The sequence below is a fragment of the Salinirubellus litoreus genome, from assembly GCF_037335815.1.
In the GTDB taxonomy this organism is placed as follows: Archaea; Halobacteriota; Halobacteria; order Halobacteriales; family Haloarculaceae; genus Salinirubellus; species Salinirubellus litoreus.
Window position 1 is genome coordinate 3,405,105 of sequence record NZ_CP147841.1, and the last position, 17,366, is coordinate 3,422,470.

A 17,366-nucleotide genomic window follows, 5' to 3' on the forward strand; every position below is an offset into this window, starting at 1 on the left:
ACGCCCGCAGGTGCGGCGAGAGCGTTCAATCGATGTTCTGGTGCCTCCTCGTCCCTCGCGTCGGGAACGCCGCCCACGCGAGGCCGACGGCGACGACGGACAGGGCGACGGTGAGGATCGGGAGGGCGAGTCCGGGCTCGTACCGGAGGGGCGGGTGGAGCCCGAACCCGTAGTCGACGAGGTCGTTGAGAAGCGAGAGGACCAGCGCGGTCGCGAGCGCGCCGCGCGTCGTCGTCCCGTACCGGGGGATGAGGTACGCCAGGGCGACGAACCCGGCGTGGCTCAGGACCACCCCGAAGTAGCCGAACGGGTCGGGAAAGTACGCCGAGAACCCGAGGTTCAGCGCGAGCACCGTCCAGAGACCGTACTTGACGAGCCAGACGAACGCGACGGTGTGGAGGTACGCGAGCGGGAGGTTCGCCGGTGCTCGCTCGACCCCTCGACCGAGGTTCGGCAGCAGCGTCGCGAACGAGAGCGTCGCCAGCGCCGTCGCGGTCGGCGAGTCCGCGAACAGCGGCCAGAGGAACGTCGACACCTCCGCCAGTCCCCGGTCGACGTAGAACCGCAGCCCGACGAGGCTCAGGACGGCGTTCCCGAACACCAGCACCGAGAGCGAGGGTGCCGCCTCCAGGTAGTACCTCGCGTAGCGCTCCGGGATGGGGTTCACACCCCGGATGCGTGGCCGGCCCGCAAAGGCGTGTCGGGACCGCTCCCCCGGCGACCGCCGCGGCCCTCGACCGATCGTCGGCCATCGAGCCGCGCGCCCCACCGGCGTCTCCCGGACCGACGAACCCCCTGATTGCGAGTCGATAAAAGAGGTCCGGCCAACCCTTATGTGTGAGAGTGACACACAATCCATAGACGATGTTCGAGGAGTTCTCGAGCGGCTACTACCTGGGGCGGCTCTACGTCGAGCCGCACAGTGGGGATCGCGCGGTCATGCACCGCGACCAGCACGAGCGGGTCAACGAACAGCTCTACGCCGAAGGCGTCGGGGTCGAGCGACTGGACCTCCCGCTGGTGATGAAGATCGGCGGGGCGCACCTCCCGATCCACGGGGCGGACGGCGTCCCCGAGCGGACGGTCGCACTCCCCGACGAGGTGGTCGAACGGACCGGCGTCCGGAACCTCCCGGCGCTGAGCGAGGTGTTCCTCGCCAAGGCCGACCGGGCGCGACAGCTCCTCGACATCGAGTCCGAACTGCCGGGCGTGGGCGTGTAGGCACAGTCGCGCCCGCCCGTTCCCGCTCGTGGGCTGGGGGCGTTCGTCCGCGGGGGGCCGACGGTCGCGAGCGCGACTACAGGTTTAACTGCTGGCGGCCGTCTCGCCGGGTATGCTCGACGACCTGCTGGGTCGCACCGCGCTCCGCGAGCGGATCGACGAACTGGAGGAGGAGCTCCACCACCGGGAGCGGGAGCTAGAGGCCGAGCGCGAGCGCCGGCGCGAGGCCACGACCGCGCGGCAGGACGCCGAGGAGCGCGTCAACCGGCTCGAGGACCGGATCGCCGACCTCGAGGGTCGGGTCGAGGCGGACGCGAACGGGGGCGAGACCCGCGACCTCGCGTTCCGCCGGGAGGAGCGGCTCCGCGGGACCCGACTCGAATCGGTCCTCTCGCGGCTGGAGTCGTTCGACGCCGGCCCGGAGGGGGTGCTCACCGCGATGATCGACGGGACGGTCCCCGACGAACTCGCGGACCTGCTCAGCGACAGAACCCCGCTCCTCCGGCGCGCGGCGCCGTGTCTCGCGGTGGCCGACGACGCCGGCACGCTGGCGGTGGCGCTCCGGCCGCCGATCGCCCCCGACCCGTTCGTCGAGTGGGGCGCTACCCCTCGAATCGAGCAGTCGTGGTTCCTGCCCACGGGCGAGCACGCGGTCGGGATCGTCCGCGCCGACGTGTTCGCGCTCGGCCGGTTCGACGGTCCCGAGCGGGTGGGCTTCGAGGGGTTCGAGTCGGACGTGAAGGGCGATCACTCGAAGGGCGGGTTCTCGCAGGGCCGGTTCGAACGCATTCGTGACGGGCAGATCGACGACCACCTCGATCGGTGCCGGGAGGCGCTCGAATCGGTCGAGGGACCGCTCTACCTCACCGGCGAGCGTGCGGTTCTCTCGGAACTCGACGACGTGGCGCGCATCACGAAGCCGGTCGACGCCACGGGCGATCCCGAGCCCGCCCTCGACGATGCGGTCCGTGACCTCTGGACGACGACCTGTTACGGGCTCTGATACGGGTTGTTGTAGTCCTTTACCGGCGAGCACTCGAACGGGGTCCGTGATCGCCGGTAAATCGTTACAACAACCCGTATGAGCCGCCGGTCTCGCCGGCGAGACTCGCCGCTCGCCGGGCCGTTTATACACCCACCTGCTGAGGGGCCGGGTATGCAGGACGGGACGCGTATCGCGATACTCGCACACGAGAAGTTCCCCGGGCGGGCGAAGACGGCCGTCGGTCTCCTCCGGTACAGCGACCACGACGTCGTCGCGGTCCTCGACCGGGAGATCGCCGAGTCCGACCCCGACGCCCGGGTGCACGACTACCTCCCCGACGTCCAGGACGCGCCGATCCTCGGGCGGGCGGCCGACGCCCCCGAGTTCGACGTCCTCGTGGTCGGGATCGCGCCCATCGGCGGCGGGTTCGACGAATCCTGGCGGGGTGACGTCGAGACGGCCATCGAGTCCGGCGCGGACGTCTGGGCCGGCCTCCACTACTTCCTCGCCGAGGACGAGCGGATCGCGGGGATGGCCGAGGAACACGGTGTCGACGTCTGGGACGTCCGCCGTCCCCCCGAGGACCTGACGGTCGCGGAGGGGACAGCCGGCGATCTCGACGCGACCGTGGTCCTCACGGTGGGCTCGGACTGCTCGACGGGGAAGATGACCACGACGATGGAGCTCTACGAGGAAGCGCGCGACCGTGGCTGGGACGCGGGGTTCGTCCCGACGGGTCAGACGGGCGCGATGATCGCCGGCGAGGGCATCGTGATCGACCGCGCCCCCGCGGACTTCGCCGCCGGCGCGACCGAGGGGATGGTGCTCGACGCGGGTGCCGAGAACGACTACGTCTTCGTCGAGGGTCAGGGGAGCATCGTCCACCCGGCGTACTCGGCGGTCACGTGTGGTATCCTCCACGGCGCGATGCCCGACGCGATGGTGCTCACCCACGAGGCCGGACGCGAGGTCATCCACGGCTTCGAGTCGTTCTCGCTCCCCGACCCCGGGGCGCTCGTCTCGCTGTACGAAGATCTCGCCAGTTCGGTCCACGACGCGTCGATCGTCGGGGGGGCCCTGAACACGAGTGCGCTCGAACCCGCGAACGCCTCCGACGCAGTCATCGAGTACGCCGACGCCATCGACGCGCCGGCGGCCGATCCCGTCCGGGGCGAGGTCGGCCCCCTGCTCGACGCGATAGAGGAGTCGACATGACCCTCGAAGCGTCCTTCGAGCGGGTCGAACTCCCGCTCGACGTGCCGTTCGGCATCTCCCGGGGGACGACGGCCACGACCGAGAGCGTCGTGGTTCGCATCGACGACGGCGAACACGTCGGCGTCGGCGGGGCGGGCCCCTCGGCACACTACGGCGAGACCGCCGACACCGTCGAGGCGGTGCTGCCCGCGCTGTTCGAGGCGGTCCACGAGGTCGACGACCCGCTCGCGCTCGACGCGGTCCACGACCGGATGGAGGGGGTAGTGCGAAACAACCCGGCGGCGAAGGCGGCGGTCGACATCGCGCTCCACGACCTCGCGGCCAGGCGGGCCGACCTGCCGCTCTACCGCTACCTGGGTCTCGACCCCGAGCGGACGGTCACGTCGTCGTTCACGGTCGGGCTGGCCGAGGTCGCCGAGATGGGCGAGCGTGCGGAGGAAGCCGTCGAAGCGGGCTACGGGACCCTGAAGGTGAAGCTCGGTTCCGACCCGGACCGGGACCGGGAGATAATCGAGGCGATACGGGAGGCGGCCCCCGACGCGACGGTCCGGGTGGACGCGAACGAGGCGTGGACCCCCCGCGAGGCGGTCCGCAAGAGCGAGTGGCTCGCCGACCTCGGCGTCGAGTTCCTCGAACAGCCCGTCCCCGCCGAGGACCCCGAGGGGCTGAGGTTCGTCTACGAGCGGAGTTCGGTACCGATCGCGGCCGACGAGTCCTGTATCACCGCGACGGACGTTCCGGAGGTGGCCGACCGGACGGACATCGTGACGCTGAAGCTGATGAAAACAGGAGGGATCCGCCCGGCGATCGAGGCGATCCACGCGGCACGCGCGCACGGTCTGGAGGTGATGCTCGGGTGTATGCTCGAATCGAACGCCTCCATCGCGGCCGGCGCGCACCTCGCTCCCCTGCTCGACTACGCCGACCTCGACGGCTCGCTCCTGCTCGCCGAGGACCCCTACGAGGGGGTGCCGATGCCCGACGGACGACTCGACCCGACGAGGTTCGACGCGCCCGGAACGGGGGCGCGCACGGCGTCCGATCGGGAGGGGACCGACGGGTGAGCGGGACCGAACATTACCGGAAACTCGAACGGATGTTCGCGGGGACGCCCTGTAACCAGGGGCTCGACATCGACATCGACGTCGAGGAGGGGGCGGCCGAACTCCGGCTGACCGCGGAGGAGTCGATGCACCACCCGGCGGGCGGCGTCCACGGCTCCTACTACTTCAAACTGCTCGACGACGCGGCGTTCTTCGCCGCCAACTCGCTCGTCGAGGACGTCTTCCTCCTCACCACCGACTTCCACCTCTATCTCGAACGGCCGGTCTCCTCGGGCACCCTGACGGCCACCGGTGCGGTCGTCAACGACAACCCCCGGCAGACCATCGCCGAGGCGGTCTGTCACGACGAGGAGGGGAACGAACTCGCCCGCGGCTCGGGAACGTTCGCCCGGTCGAGCGTCGAACTCGGTCCCGAGATCGGTTACGACTGAGCGCCGATCCCGGGACCGGTGACCGAGGTCAGAGAGCCCGACCCCGACGCAGTAGGCGAGTTCGCCGGGAGACCGGGGTCGGGAATTCGGGACGCCGTTCGGGACTCACTCGACGACTCGGATCGATCGTTTATGTACCGGTGATCCCTGACGGACGGTCGGGGAAGGGGGGAGATGGAACGAATATCGACGAACATCAGGATGCTGGATCACCACCTGGGCGGTGGGATCCCGGTCGGGAGTATCACCGCGCTGGTCTCGCCGCCGGCGAGCCAGGTCAACCCGCTGTTCTACGCGCTGATGGGGGAGCGCTCGTGGCTCTACCTCTCGACCTATCGGTCGGAGCGCGCCGTCAGCGACGAACTGGACGAGCTGCTCTGGGGCGACGTCGACATCGAGTTCGTCGGCGTCGAGCGGCCCGCACGGCGGACCCACGAGGCGCTCCAGCGGACCGACGAGGACCGGCACGTGATCGTCGACACGATGAACCCGCTGGAGAAGATCGCCCACGAGAGCCGGTACGTCGACCTGCTGAACGGGCTCAAGGAGTACCTGCTGGACCACGACCGGGTGGCGGTCTGTCACTGTACCCGGCTCTGTGACCCGCCGCCGCTGCGCGAGTCGACGCTCACCGTCGCCGACATGGTGTGGAAGCTCGACACCACCGTCGAGAAACAGGGGATAGAGAACACCCTCATCGTGCCCAAGCACCGCTCGCGCGAGACGGTCGAGGACGTCATCAAGCTAGATCTCGGTGAGGAGGCGGCCGTCGACGCCTCGCGGAACGTCGCGTAGCCGCCGGTCGGTGGCTCCGTTCGGCAGTCCCCGCCGGTCGACGGCACTCCGGGACCCTCCGACTGCACACCCCGGTCGTAATATCCCGTCGCTAGCCGCGACACCGCCCGGGTCCGGCCGTCGGCGCGACGCGGCTGCTGACGTCCGGACCATCGGTGAGACCACCGATTACTCGGGCGAATGCCCGACGACGGCGACCCGCTCTTCGCCCGAGTGGGGCACTCCGACGGGTCCCAGTGGCCGACTGCCGGTCGTGAGGCGGGTCGGCGGTCGCCGGGCGGCAGGGGAGGAGGTGTGAGGAATTGGTGGACATGGGCAGAGATAAGTGGAGGTATAATACCTATATCTCGCAATTATACCCATATTCTACTCCGACCAAACACTTTTACGCGGAAAACATATCCGTTCACCCATGTCGAGCGCCCCGAAAGTCGACGGCCGATCGCGGCCGAAGGCCACCCTGTTCTGTCCCGGCTGTGACCACGAGAGCCACGTCGACGGCGACTGGGTGGTCCGGACGACCGCAGCACGGGTCACGACCGAGTGCCCGGACTGTGGGACCCGTATCGACGAGCGATCCCGGCGGCCGGGCCGCTCGGACGAGTGTTCCCCCTCGATCGGGCCCGCTTCGGCCCTGGGGGCCTTCGTACCGGTGAACGTCGTCATCAGGTTCCAGCGCTACGTGCTGGGCTGGTGGTCGAGACACCGGACGCGCTACGCGTCGTCCCGCTCCTCGGCATAGGACGGCAGGACCGGCACTCCGGTCAGACCGCCACGAACCCCGACCGGACCGCCCGTCCGGTGAAGGAGTGTATCGCCGTCGCAGGGTCTCAACACACTTATCCCGGCCACACGACTCCGTGATGGTATGAGCGACGTTGCGGTCACGTTACCCGACGGCTCCGTCCTCTCCGTCGAGGCGGGGTCGACGGTCGAAGACGTGGCGTACGAGATCGGCCCCGGCCTCGGACGGGACACGGTCGCGGGCGTGGTGGACGGCGAACTGGTCGACAGACACACCCCCCTCGAGGCGGACGTAGACCTCGTCATCGTCACCGACCAGTCCGACGAGTACCTCCGCGTGCTCCGTCACTCGGCGGCGCACGTCTTCGCCCAGGCGCTCCAGCGGCTCCACCCCGAGGCGAAGCTGACCATCGGTCCCGCCACCGACGAGGGGTTCTACTACGACGTCACGGGCGTCGACCTCGACCAGGAGGACCTCGCGGAGATCGAGGCCGAGATGGCCGAGATCGTCGAGGCCGACCACGAGATCGAGCGGGTCGAACGCAGTCGGGAGGAGGCGTTCGAGATCTACGAGGACAACCCCTACAAGCGCGATATACTGGAGACCGAGGCCGCGGACGAGGACCCCGTATCCTTCTACGTCCAGGACGGGTGGCAGGACCTCTGTCAGGGCCCGCACGTCGACTCGACGGGCGAGGTCGAGGCGTTCGAGCTGCTGGACATCTCGGCGGCGTACTGGCGGGGCGACGAGTCGAACGACTCGCTGACCCGCGTGTACGGGACGGCGTTCCCGAGCGAGTCCGACCTGGAGGAGTACCTCGAACGGCGCGAGCAGGCCAAGGAGCGCGACCACCGGAAGATCGGCCGCGAGATGGATCTCTTCTCGGTCCCCGATCACTCCCCGGGCTGTGTCCACTTCCACCCCAACGGGATGCGCATCCGCCGCGAACTGGAGGAGTACATCCGCGCGAAGAACGACGAGCTCGGTTACGAGGAGGTCTGGACCCCCGAGCTCAACAAGGCCGAACTCTGGAAGCCCACGGGCCACTACGACAACTTCACCGCCCAGGGCGAGATGTTCAACTGGGACCAGGACGACACGGAGTACGGCCTGAAGCCGATGAACTGCGCGAACCACGCCTACATCTACGACCGGGAGAAACACTCCTACCGGGACCTCCCGATCCGGTTCTCGGAGTTCGGCACCTGCTACCGTAACGAGCAGTCGGGCGAGCTCTCGGGGATGCTCAGGGTTCGAGGATTCACCCAGGACGACGGCCACGCGTTCGTCCGCCCGGACCAGATCCAGGGGGAGATCGTCGACGCGCTCGGCGTGATCGAGGAGATCTACGGCGACGTGGATCTGGACGTGAAGTACGTCCTCGAGACGCAGGGCGAGAACGCGGTCGGCAGCGACGAGATCTGGGAGCAGGCCACCGAGTCGCTACGGGACGCCCTCGAGAACGAGGGGCTCGAGTACGCCGTCGACGAGGGCGAGGCGGCGTTCTACGGCCCGAAGATCGGCATCAACGCCGTCGACGCCATCGGACGGGAGTGGACCGTCGGTACGGTGCAGGTCGACTTCAACATCCCCGAGCGGCTCGAACTCTCCTACGTCGGCGAGGACAACGAGGAGCACCGCCCGGTGATGCTCCACCGCGCCCTGCTCGGGTCGTTCGAGCGGTTCATGGGCGTCGTCATCGAGCACTTCAACGGCCGGTTCCCGCTCTGGCTCGCCCCCGAGCAGGTCCGCGTGCTCCCCGTCACCGACGGCAACCTCGACTACGCCGAGGAGGTAAAGCGCGAACTCGGCAGCCGGGGGTTCCGCGCGACGGTCGAGGACCGCGACCAGACCGTCGGCCGGAAGATCCGCGGGGCCCACGACGACCGCGTGCCGTACATGCTCGTCGTCGGGGACGACGAGGAGGCGGCCAACACCGTCTCCGTGCGGGACCGTCAGGAGCGCGAGCGCAAGGACGTCGACCCGTCGAGGTTCTACGACCACCTCGAAGCCGAGCGTGCGGAGAAGCGGACGACCCCGGACTTCCTGGCGGACGGATAGGAGATCGCTCCGACGTTCCGACTCCGGTGGTCGAGAGGTGACTTCGCCGTCAGTGGAGGCGTGCGGGGAACGCACGCGAGGATCGCTCGACGGCCGGGAAACCGACGAACCGACCCGTTATCGCCGTACGTTCAGACCACCTACTAATAGTTCAAAATATACTCTAGATAAAAATTATCCACGAGCTATATATACTATTGCCTGTCATTTATTGCAGTACGGTACGACGGGTCACTCACATGTCGGATCCCACGTTCACGCTGGAATGTAGCTGTGGGAGGAGCCAGGCGTTCGCCCCGAGCGCGGATCGTGTCGAGTGTGAGTGCGGTGCGGTCTACGCGGTCACGATCACGGAGCTCCGGGCCCCGGAGAGCGACACGGGGTCGTCCGCCGACGGCTGAGGTCGTCCTCGGGGCCCGTTCGTCGAGCGAGGTGCCCGGAATCCGCCCGGCGGACGGGTATGCTTGGTGGGGGCGGACGGAACCGCGTACACTCGTCCTGGACGCGGACCGCACGTTCCCTGCACGTCACGTCCATCGATCGTCTACCGACCCACACACGGGGGATCTGGAACACACGTCCCCGGGGAGCGGCGGGACTACTCGTCGGTCGAGCGGTCGGTCTGTCGGAGGATGAACGGGCCGATGGAGAGCGTCCGGCCGGTCACCGTGGCGATCCGGAGGACGTAGGCGAGGAGGATGACGAACGGCGCGACGGCGACGGCGACGACGGCGCTCACGGCGATGGCGGTGATCGGAACCCCGAGGACGTTCCCCGAGTACTGTGCGATGTCGACGAACGTCAGTGCGGCCACCGTGACGACGAGCGACGGGAGGGCCGCGGCCAGCACCGATCGCGAGAGGGAGGTGAGTTCGGACTGGAAGTAGAGCGTCTTGAAGTGCTCCCGGGCCGGCCCGAACAGCCGCAGCGCCTCGGCGAGGTCCCCGAGCGGGTCGGCGACGGGGTCGTCGTCGTCGAGTTTCGCCAGGGCCCGCCGGGCGGCGTAGAGCTTCCAGGAGTAGTTGAAGTCGAGCGCGGCCGAGACGACGTCGAACTGGCCGAACGTCGCGTCGTCGAGTTCGTCGGTGATCTGATCCGCGTTCTCCTCGGTGCTGTCGAGCAGCGTCTCGAGTTCGTCGTCCGGCTCGTCGACGACCTCACGGACGGCCCGGGCGCGCTCGGCGGCGAGTTCCACGAGCGCGAGGAGGAACGCGGAGGGCTCGGCCGGGCTGACCGGGTCACCGAGGGCGTCCGCGGTGTCGTCGCGGAACTCGAGCGCGCCCTCCATCCGCTCGCGCTGGTCGCCGGCGGCCCCGAGCTCCTGTGAGAGGACGAGCTGGTTGAGCGTCAGGACGAGCGTGACCCCGGTGATCGTCGTGCCGATGAACGGCTGGAAGGCGGTCTCGACGGCGTCCCCGGATCGGATCGCCGCGGTCGGGTTGGGAAACAGCACCGCGAAACCGACGAGACCGAAGAAGACGCCGAGCAGGAGTCCGCCCGCGACGACCTTCCGGTCGGCGTCGAACAGGACGTACGCCCAGGCCGTGCTCCGTCGCGAGCGCTCGCGCATCGTGTCAGCTGGCTCCTCGGGCATAGCGGTGGGTCGGGTCCGGGGGTGATAACCCCCCCGAGTCGGACGGACCGGGCGCGAGCGTGGAGTGGGATTTTATACACCCGGCACCCCTACGTGGCCCATGGGAATCCTCTCTCGTGCATCGTACGTGATCCGATCGAAGCTGAACGCCATCATCGGCTCCGCGGAGGATCCCTCCGAGACGCTCGATTACAGCTACGAGAAGATGCGCGACGAGCTCCAGGACGTCAAACAGGGCATCGCCGACCTGACGACCCAGAAGAAGCGCCTGGAGATACAGAAGCGCCGGCTGGAGGAGAACGTCGAGAAGCACAACGAGCAGGCCCGCGAGGCGGTGCGCCAGGACCGCGAGGACCTCGCCCGGCAGGCCCTCGAGAAGAAGAAACAGAAGATGCAGCAGATCGAGGAGCTGGAGGGGCAGATAGCGAACCTCCAGAACACGCAGGACGACCTCGTCTCGAAGAAGGACCAGCTCCAGGGGCGCATCGAGCGCTTCCGTACGGAGAAAGAGACGATGAAGGCCCGCTACGAGGCCGCCGAGGCGTCGAGCCGGGTCTCGGAAGCGCTCTCGGGTGTCGGCGACGAGATGGAGGACACCTCGCGAGCCATCGAGCGGGCCCGAGAGCGGACCGAGGAGATGGAGGCCCGTTCGGAGGCGATGGACGAACTCGCGGACACGGGGGCGTTCGACGACGCCCTCTCCGACGAGGACGAGATCGACAAGCAGCTACGGTCCTCGCGGGCCGACACGGAGATCGAGGCGGAGCTCGACACGCTCAGAGCCGAGATGGGCAAGGAGCCCGAAGCCGAGACCGAGGCGGAGACGGAACCGGAGGCGGAGACGAACGGCTCGGGGTCGGCGGGGGAGGACGGCTCCGAGGACCCCGAGGTCGAGGCCGAACTCGAGGAGCTCCGAGAGGAGGACTCCTGATCCGAGCGACCGACCCGAGCCGATCACTCGAGGGGCCGCCCGTCGACACGTATTTGGGGCGGTACGAGGAAGACGTACCGGACGACCGTCGGTGAGCACACATGGGGGAGAACACTGATACGTCGGAGCCCGACGACCGGAGGCTGTCCGAATCGCTCCCGAGCAGGCCGATCGGTGAACAGGTGCTCGACGCGGTCCCGGAGATCGTCATCGTCTTCGACCCGGAGGGGCACGCCGTCTGGTGGAACGACCAGACGGTCTCGGTGACGGGCTACGACAGCGCCGAACTGGCCGAGGGTGACCCGCTGTCGATGATCGCGGAGGACCCGGAGGGGCTACTGGAGCGGTTCCGGACGGCCGCAGACGAGGGGGAGCCGGCCCCCATCGAGGTCGACGTGGTGACGGCCGACGGCGAGCGGCTCGCCTACGAGTTCGTGGGGGCACGGCTCCCGAACGCCGACGGCGACGCGATCGGGATCGTCGTCACCGGCCGGAACATCGCCGACAGGCGGGCGCGCCGCGAGCTCGAGCGACAGAACGAGCGGCTCGAGGAGTTCGCGAGCGTCGTCAGTCACGACCTCCGGGGGCCGCTGTCGGTCGCGCAGGGCTACATCTCGCTCGCCCGCGAGGACGGCGACAGCACCGAGCTGGAGCGGGCGGCCGACGCCGTCGAGCGGATGGGCGCGCTCGTCGACGACCTGCTCGCGCTGGCCCGCGAGGGACAGGCCGTCGGCGAGACGACCGCCGTCGACCTGGGGGACGCGGCCGAGCGGGCGTGGGAGGGACTCGGCCAGGTCGGGCGGCTCGAGGTCGAGTCCTCGCCGACCGTCGAGGCCGATCCCTCGCGGCTGCGCGAACTCCTCGAGAACCTGTTTCGGAACGCCGTCGAACACGGCTCGACCGACGTCGAGACGGGCGACATCGACGAGGTGGTCCGACAGGGCGAGGACGGCCCGGCCGGCGAGGACGCCGGAATCACCGTCCGTATCGGGGCGCTGGAGGACGGCGAGGGCTTCTACGTCGAGGACGACGGCCGAGGCATCCCCGAGACCGATCGGGAGCAGGTGTTCGAGTCCGGGTATACGACCTCGGAAGACGGCACCGGGTTCGGGCTCGCCATCGTCCGGACCCTCGCCGAGGCACACGACTGGTCGGTCGACCTCACCGAGAGTGACGACGGGGGAGCCCGGTTCGAGTTCTCGGTCCGACCGAACTGACCCGATAAACCCACCCGAACCCGTCGAGACCGTCGGACCCGCAGCTAGCGGATCTCGCTACGCCTCCCTACTCACGGCTCACTGTGACCTCACTCCTCGCGGTTCACTGCGCTCACCGCTCGGTTTCCGAGGTTCTCCCTTCGGTCGAACCTCGCTACTCCTCCCGTCGCTGCCTGAGGTTCTGCCGGGTGAACTGCGGGGTCGCGCGGATGCCACGACGGCGGCGGAACGATCGGTAGAGCAGCCCGAGGGCGACGACCGAGCCGCCGGCCGAGACGGCCGCCGCGATCGGGTCCGAGAACGCCCAGAGGATGGCCGTCGAGAGGAGCGTCCCCATGAGCAGGAGCCCGAGGACGAGCCGGCGGGCGAGCCGATCGAACACCCGTTCCTCGTCGACGATCTTCGCGTCGACCGCCAGCGACTCCCGGTTGACCCGATCAAGCGCCTCCTCCAGTTTCGGGGGGGTCCTGATCGCGGATCGCGTCGACTCCTGGACCTGCTCGGCGCGTTCCTCGACGTAGTCGCGGACGCCCTGCTCGATGAAGCCGTGCTCGCGGAGGTAGTCGGTGGCCACGTCGACGAAGTCGAACTCCGGGTCGAGCGTGACACAGACCCCCTCGACGACGGTGGCGACCCGGAGGACGAGTGCGAGGTTCGCCGGCAGCCGGAGGGGGAAGTCGTAGAGGGTGTCCTCGACCTGCGAGACGATCTGGTTGACGCGGTACTGCTCGATGTCCTCGCCGCGGGCGTCCTGGATGGCCAGCTCCATGATGTCGCTCATCAACTGGCGGTCGGCGTCGGGGCTCAGCGTTCCGAGTTCGATGAGCGTGTCGAGGATGTCGTCGATGTCCTGGCGGGCGACGGCCCCGTAGAACTGGACGATCTTCCCCTGGACGAACTCGTCGACCCGGCCGGACATCCCGAAGTCGTAGAAGACGAGCGTTCCGTCGTCCTGCACCGCGAGGTTGCCGGGGTGGGGGTCGGCGTGGAAGGTGCCGTCGACGATGAGCATCTGGAGGTACGCCTCCTGGAGCCGCCGGGCGAGGGCGGTCCGGTCGACGCCGAGCGAGTCGAGGTCGGCTATCCGGGAGATCTTCGTCCCCGGGACGTACTCCATGGTGAGTACCCGCCCGGTGGAGTGTGATTCGAGGACGCCGGGGATACGGATCTGTGGTTCGTCGGCGAAGTTCGCCTTTATATCCTCGAGCATCCGGCGCTCGCGCTCGTAGTCCATCTCCTCGCGGATCGTCTTGTCGAACTCGTCGGCGAGCGTCTCGAGCGAGAACGACCGGGCGTCGTCGACGAACCGCATGAGCAAGGGGAGCGAGAACCGGATGACCTTGAGGTCCGCCTCGACGAGATCCTCGACGCCGGGGCGACGTACCTTCACCGCCACCTCCCGCCCGTCCACGGTCGCCAGGTAGACCTGTCCGAGCGAGGCACCGCTGATGGCCTCGGTGTCGAACGCCGCGAACCGCTCGTCGATCGGGCCGAGGTCCTCCTCGAGGACGCGCTTTGCCCCCTCCCAGGGTGCCGGCGGGACGTTGTCCTGGAGGCTCTCGAACTCCTCGACGTACTCGGGGGGGAGGACGTCCGGTCGGGTCGAGAGGAGCTGGCCGAGCTTGATGAACGTCGGCCCGAGCGTGAGCATCGAGTCGAGCAGCGCCCGGGCGCGCCGGCGGCGGGTCTCGGAGTCGACCCGACGGCGACCGCCGAACAGGAGGAACCGGCGGCGGTCGCGGGCGTAGGCGAGCAGCAGCGGGAGGAACTGGTAGGCGACGACGAAGAACCGCCGGTAGGCTCTGAGGTTTACCACTCGGGGGTCCCCTCTACGCGTCCGTTACCTCGATCGACGTCGTGTCCCCGTGTGTCGTCTTGGGCAGGCGGAGTTCGAGTACCCCCCGCTCGATCGAGGCCTCGGCGTCGGTCCCGTCGGCGTCGGGCGGGAGCGGGAGTTCGGCGTCGAGGAACAGCGACCGGCTCTCCTCCAGGTAGCGGAACTCCGGCGGGAGCGCCTTCTCGCGCCGCGCCTCGATCCGGAGCCGCCCGTGTTCGACGGAGACGTCGACGGTCTCGGCGGTCGTCCCCGGCAGATCGACTACCAGGAGGTACGCCTCCTCGGACTCGAGCAGGTCCGCGAAGACGGCATCCGGCAGGTCACGCAGGGCGTCACGCAGCGCACTCATACTCCGGAGGAGGGGGCCGGGGGCGAAAAAGCCCCCGAAAGAGGCCGAACGCACACGCCGAGCACGGTCACCGATCGCCGCTCACGTCCCGATCCGACCCGAACGGTCTCGTTCCGGGAGCGTCTCGGCGGAGCCGTGACGCGTTCACAGGGCAGTTCAACCGACCGATCACTGCCAACGGAAGCCGACAGTGGGTGGGTCGATCTCTCCAACGAGGGGCCCGCGGATCGCTCGGTGGCGGTCGTGGTCCGCCACCCCGACGATCGGACGAGCGTCGAGCGGGTCCGCCTCGCCGCCGGGAGCGCCGCCCGCGTCGGTTTGCCGGCGTCCGACGGCCACCTCACGGTGGGCTGCTACAGCGACGACGGCCACGGGGGGGTCAGCACGTACCACCCTAGAGAGTCGACGACGGTCGGGTTCACCCTCCGCGAGGGGTCGATACTGCTCGAGTCCGGCTGAACCGGTCGGGGGATGGCCGGGGACGGTCGGGCACCGGGAGCCGGTCGCGATGGGCTTTTGAACACCGACCACGGGGTAGCGACACACGCCATGCAGACACGACGGCGGTACCTCCGGACGGTCGGGGCGGGAATCGGGGCGGCGACCGTCCTCGCCGGGTGCGTGACGTCCGCGGACGGGGACGGGGAGTTCGACCCGCTCGCCGGGACGCCCCTCGACCGCTCGGCTACTACCCAGTTCAGAATGGGGCTCCGTAACCGGGGCTACGTCGACGCGGCCGTCCCCGAGCGCGTGACGGTCGACTGGACGCTACCCGTCAATCGCGGCGAACACACCGCCGCGAAGTCCACGCCGGTCGCGGTGGGGGACGGTGACGGCGACATCGTGATCGCCGGCGACACCGGGGACGTCAGACGGGTGACTCCGGGGGGGGAGGTCGAGTGGAGTTCGTCGGTCGAGCGGACGACCCGGGGGATCCACGGCACGCCCGCGGTCGCCAACGGGACGGTCTACGTCGGCGCGTACGACGGCGCCATGTACGCCTTCGACCTCGAGACGGGCGCGCGCCGCTGGCGGACGGGTATCGGCGACGCTATCGGCTCCAGCCCGGTCTACTACAACGGCGTCTGCTACATCGCCGTCGAGTACTCGCCCCCGGACGGGAGCGTCGCCGCGCTCGACGCCGAGACGGGGGACGTCCGCTGGATCGACCGCCGACCCACGGACCACCCACACTCGACGGTCGCCATCCACCGCGAGGCCGATCGGCTGGTCGTCGGCTCGAACGACGGGGTCTGCTACGCCTGGACGTTCCCCGGGCTAGAGCGGGCGTGGACCTTCGAGACCGGCGGGGCGATCAAGGGCCCCGTCGCGACCCACGACGGCCTCGCCGTGTTCGGCTCCTGGGACGGGAACGTCTACGGGATCGACCTCGAAGACGGGAGCGAGGCGTGGTCGTTCGCCGCCGAGGAGGACGTCATGTCCGGGCCGGCCGTCGCCCACGACACCGTCTACGTCGGGAGCCACGACGCCCGGCTCTACGCGCTCGACGCCGCGACCGGCGAGGAGCGGTGGCGGTTCCAGGCCGGGGGGTGGATCATCGGCTCGGTGACGGCCACCCGCGAGCACGTCCTCGCGGGGGCGTACGACGCCCGGATGTACGCGCTCGACGCCGCGACCGGCGAGGAGACCTGGTCGGTCGAGGGTCGCGGCCACGCCACGAGCGCGGTGCTCGTCGACGAGGGTGCGCTCTACTACGCCGAGCGGGCGACCGGGGAGGAGCCGGGACTCCTCTACCGGCTCGTCGAGCCCTGAGTGGGTCGAGTGGGGCCGACCGACTCGGAACCGCACGTCCCGACCGGTTCCCGTCCCCGGAGAACCACCGCTTCAGAATATATCCCCCGGGAGCGTCCCTCTACCTGGTGAACACGATGTCCGACCGACCCCGCCGGTGGCACGTCCTCGCGACGGTCGCCATCGTCGTCCTCGGTGCCGTCTCGGCGTTGCTCGGTCTGTTCCGTCAGGGCCACTACCGGGACGCGCCGGCGCTCGTGGAGCTGTACCGGGTACAGGACCTCACGATCCTCGCGATCGGCCTCCCCGTCCTCGCGGTCGGGCTCTGGTACGCGAGGCGGGGGTCGCTCCGCGGCCGCGTCGTCTGGCTCGGCGCGCTCGCGTACACGACCTACATGTGGGCCAGCATCGGCGCTCAGGTCACGTTCAACGAGCTGTTCCTCGTCTACGTCGCGCTGTTCACGCTCTCGCTGTTCACGCTCGTCGGCGGGCTCGTGACCACCGACCCCGGGGCCGTCCGACGGTCCGTCGAGGGGCGGATCAATCCCCGGGTGTACGGCGCGCTCCTGGTCGTCATCGCGATCGGGCTCGCGTCGCTCTGGCTCTCCGAGATCGTCCCCGCGCTGCTTGACGGGACGGTGCCGCTCGGCGTCCGGGAGGCGGGACCGCAGGCGATGTTCTCGCACTTCCTCGACCTGGGCGTGGTCGTCCCCGCGATCCTGCTGTCCGCGGCGTGGCTCGTCCGGCGTCGTCCCTGGGGCTACGTTCTCGCCGGCGTCGTGCTCGTCCTCGGAACGATACTCTCGATCCCCATCTCGCTGATGACGCTCGTCCTGATGGCAGGGGACGCGGTCACGGTGACGCCGGTCGCGGCGTTCTTCAGCTTCCTGCCGCCGATACTCGCCGGCGGGCTGGCCGTGACGTACCTCCGTGCCATGGGTGGACGGCGAGGTGGACCGACGAGTGAGGGACGGGGGCAGTCCACCTGACGTCCGCCAGGGCGTTCGGCTAGCGCCACAGTGGGATCGAGGGGCTTCCAGGTCGGATCACCGGGGGGCGGCCGTGAGTGCTTTTCCCTGTTGGATCGGTCGAACTCCGAAGAGGTCTACCGGCTCGAAAGTGGCGACAGTGATCGAGGGTCCGTTCGAGACCCCACCGGAAAGTTAACT

19 protein-coding genes are annotated in these 17,366 nt (G+C 69.1%); 15 read left to right on the plus strand and 4 right to left on the minus strand.

Annotated features, from left to right (window positions below; all coding sequences use genetic code 11):
- Positions 1-25: 25 nt before the first annotated feature.
- Positions 26-667: a DUF1405 domain-containing protein gene (locus WDJ58_RS16970; RefSeq protein WP_380661099.1), complete on the minus strand. Its 642-nt coding sequence runs from the start codon at positions 665-667 to the stop codon at positions 26-28.
- Between the two features lie 197 nt (positions 668-864).
- Here WDJ58_RS16970 and WDJ58_RS16975 point away from each other — a divergent pair, with 197 nt between their 5' ends.
- The 10 genes from WDJ58_RS16975 to WDJ58_RS17020 all read left to right on the plus strand — a co-directional run bounded on the left by WDJ58_RS16975 (position 865) and on the right by WDJ58_RS17020 (position 8,918).
- A complete protein-coding gene (locus WDJ58_RS16975; protein WP_338914476.1) occupies positions 865-1,221 on the plus strand; it encodes a DUF5802 family protein in 357 nt (118 codons plus the stop codon).
- 112 nt (positions 1,222-1,333) lie between these two features.
- On the plus strand, positions 1,334-2,224 hold the full coding sequence (locus WDJ58_RS16980; RefSeq protein ID WP_338914477.1) for a Vms1/Ankzf1 family peptidyl-tRNA hydrolase: 891 nt from the start codon (positions 1,334-1,336) through the stop codon (positions 2,222-2,224).
- 153 nt (positions 2,225-2,377) lie between these two features.
- Positions 2,378-3,421: a DUF1611 domain-containing protein gene (locus tag WDJ58_RS16985; protein WP_338914479.1), complete on the plus strand. Its 1,044-nt coding sequence runs from the start codon at positions 2,378-2,380 to the stop codon at positions 3,419-3,421.
- Positions 3,418-4,485, plus strand: coding sequence for a dipeptide epimerase (locus WDJ58_RS16990; protein WP_338914480.1), 1,068 nt, complete (start codon positions 3,418-3,420; stop codon positions 4,483-4,485). Before WDJ58_RS16985 ends, WDJ58_RS16990 begins: the two co-directional genes overlap by 4 nt.
- On the plus strand, positions 4,482-4,916 hold the full coding sequence (locus tag WDJ58_RS16995; protein ID WP_338914481.1) for a PaaI family thioesterase: 435 nt from the start codon (positions 4,482-4,484) through the stop codon (positions 4,914-4,916). Before WDJ58_RS16990 ends, WDJ58_RS16995 begins: the two co-directional genes overlap by 4 nt.
- A gap of 18 nt (positions 4,917-4,934) precedes the next feature.
- Positions 4,935-5,060, plus strand: coding sequence for a hypothetical protein (locus WDJ58_RS17000; protein ID WP_338914482.1), 126 nt, complete (start codon positions 4,935-4,937; stop codon positions 5,058-5,060).
- 30 nt (positions 5,061-5,090) lie between these two features.
- Complete coding sequence (locus WDJ58_RS17005; RefSeq protein ID WP_338914483.1) at positions 5,091-5,711, plus strand: RAD55 family ATPase; 621 nt, start codon at positions 5,091-5,093, stop codon at positions 5,709-5,711.
- A 412-nt stretch (positions 5,712-6,123) separates the two neighbouring features.
- Entirely contained in the window at positions 6,124-6,453 is a 330-nt protein-coding gene (locus WDJ58_RS17010; RefSeq protein ID WP_338914484.1) for a hypothetical protein, read from the plus strand.
- 126 nt (positions 6,454-6,579) lie between these two features.
- Positions 6,580-8,517 (plus strand): threonine--tRNA ligase, encoded by a 1,938-nt coding sequence (gene thrS / locus WDJ58_RS17015; RefSeq protein ID WP_338914485.1) that lies wholly within the window; start codon positions 6,580-6,582, stop codon positions 8,515-8,517.
- A gap of 239 nt (positions 8,518-8,756) precedes the next feature.
- Complete coding sequence (locus WDJ58_RS17020; RefSeq protein ID WP_338914487.1) at positions 8,757-8,918, plus strand: hypothetical protein; 162 nt, start codon at positions 8,757-8,759, stop codon at positions 8,916-8,918.
- A 197-nt stretch (positions 8,919-9,115) separates the two neighbouring features.
- On the opposite strand, the gene WDJ58_RS17025 is transcribed toward WDJ58_RS17020, so the two are convergent.
- On the minus strand, positions 9,116-10,111 hold the full coding sequence (locus WDJ58_RS17025) for a hypothetical protein (protein ID WP_338914488.1): 996 nt from the start codon (positions 10,109-10,111) through the stop codon (positions 9,116-9,118).
- Positions 10,112-10,211: 100 nt separating this feature from the next.
- Between WDJ58_RS17025 and WDJ58_RS17030 the strand changes: the two genes are divergently transcribed.
- Both WDJ58_RS17030 and WDJ58_RS17035 read left to right on the plus strand, forming a co-directional pair.
- Positions 10,212-11,042, plus strand: a complete 831-nt coding sequence (locus tag WDJ58_RS17030; protein ID WP_338914489.1) for a PspA/IM30 family protein — start codon at positions 10,212-10,214, stop codon at positions 11,040-11,042.
- A 101-nt stretch (positions 11,043-11,143) separates the two neighbouring features.
- A complete protein-coding gene (locus WDJ58_RS17035; protein WP_338914490.1) occupies positions 11,144-12,259 on the plus strand; it encodes a sensor histidine kinase in 1,116 nt (371 codons plus the stop codon).
- 154 nt (positions 12,260-12,413) lie between these two features.
- Here WDJ58_RS17035 and WDJ58_RS17040 read toward each other — a convergent pair whose 3' ends face one another.
- Together WDJ58_RS17040 and WDJ58_RS17045 are read right to left on the minus strand one after the other, a co-directional pair.
- The gene (locus WDJ58_RS17040; protein ID WP_338914491.1) at positions 12,414-14,075 is read right to left on the minus strand and encodes an ABC1 kinase family protein; all 1,662 of its coding nucleotides are present in this window, start codon (positions 14,073-14,075) and stop codon (positions 12,414-12,416) included.
- A gap of 13 nt (positions 14,076-14,088) precedes the next feature.
- Positions 14,089-14,445 carry an Hsp20/alpha crystallin family protein gene (locus WDJ58_RS17045; RefSeq protein ID WP_338914492.1) on the minus strand — a complete coding sequence of 119 codons (357 nt, stop codon included), beginning with the start codon at positions 14,443-14,445 and terminating at the stop codon, positions 14,089-14,091.
- A gap of 135 nt (positions 14,446-14,580) precedes the next feature.
- On the opposite strand from WDJ58_RS17045, the gene WDJ58_RS17050 reads away from it, so the two are divergent.
- The 3 genes from WDJ58_RS17050 to WDJ58_RS17060 all read left to right on the plus strand — a co-directional run bounded on the left by WDJ58_RS17050 (position 14,581) and on the right by WDJ58_RS17060 (position 17,186).
- The gene (locus WDJ58_RS17050) at positions 14,581-14,904 is read left to right on the plus strand and encodes a hypothetical protein (protein ID WP_338914493.1); all 324 of its coding nucleotides are present in this window, start codon (positions 14,581-14,583) and stop codon (positions 14,902-14,904) included.
- A gap of 90 nt (positions 14,905-14,994) precedes the next feature.
- On the plus strand, positions 14,995-16,218 hold the full coding sequence (locus WDJ58_RS17055) for a PQQ-binding-like beta-propeller repeat protein (RefSeq protein ID WP_338914494.1): 1,224 nt from the start codon (positions 14,995-14,997) through the stop codon (positions 16,216-16,218).
- A gap of 116 nt (positions 16,219-16,334) precedes the next feature.
- Positions 16,335-17,186: a hypothetical protein gene (locus tag WDJ58_RS17060; RefSeq protein ID WP_338914495.1), complete on the plus strand. Its 852-nt coding sequence runs from the start codon at positions 16,335-16,337 to the stop codon at positions 17,184-17,186.
- Positions 17,187-17,366 lie beyond the last annotated feature (180 nt).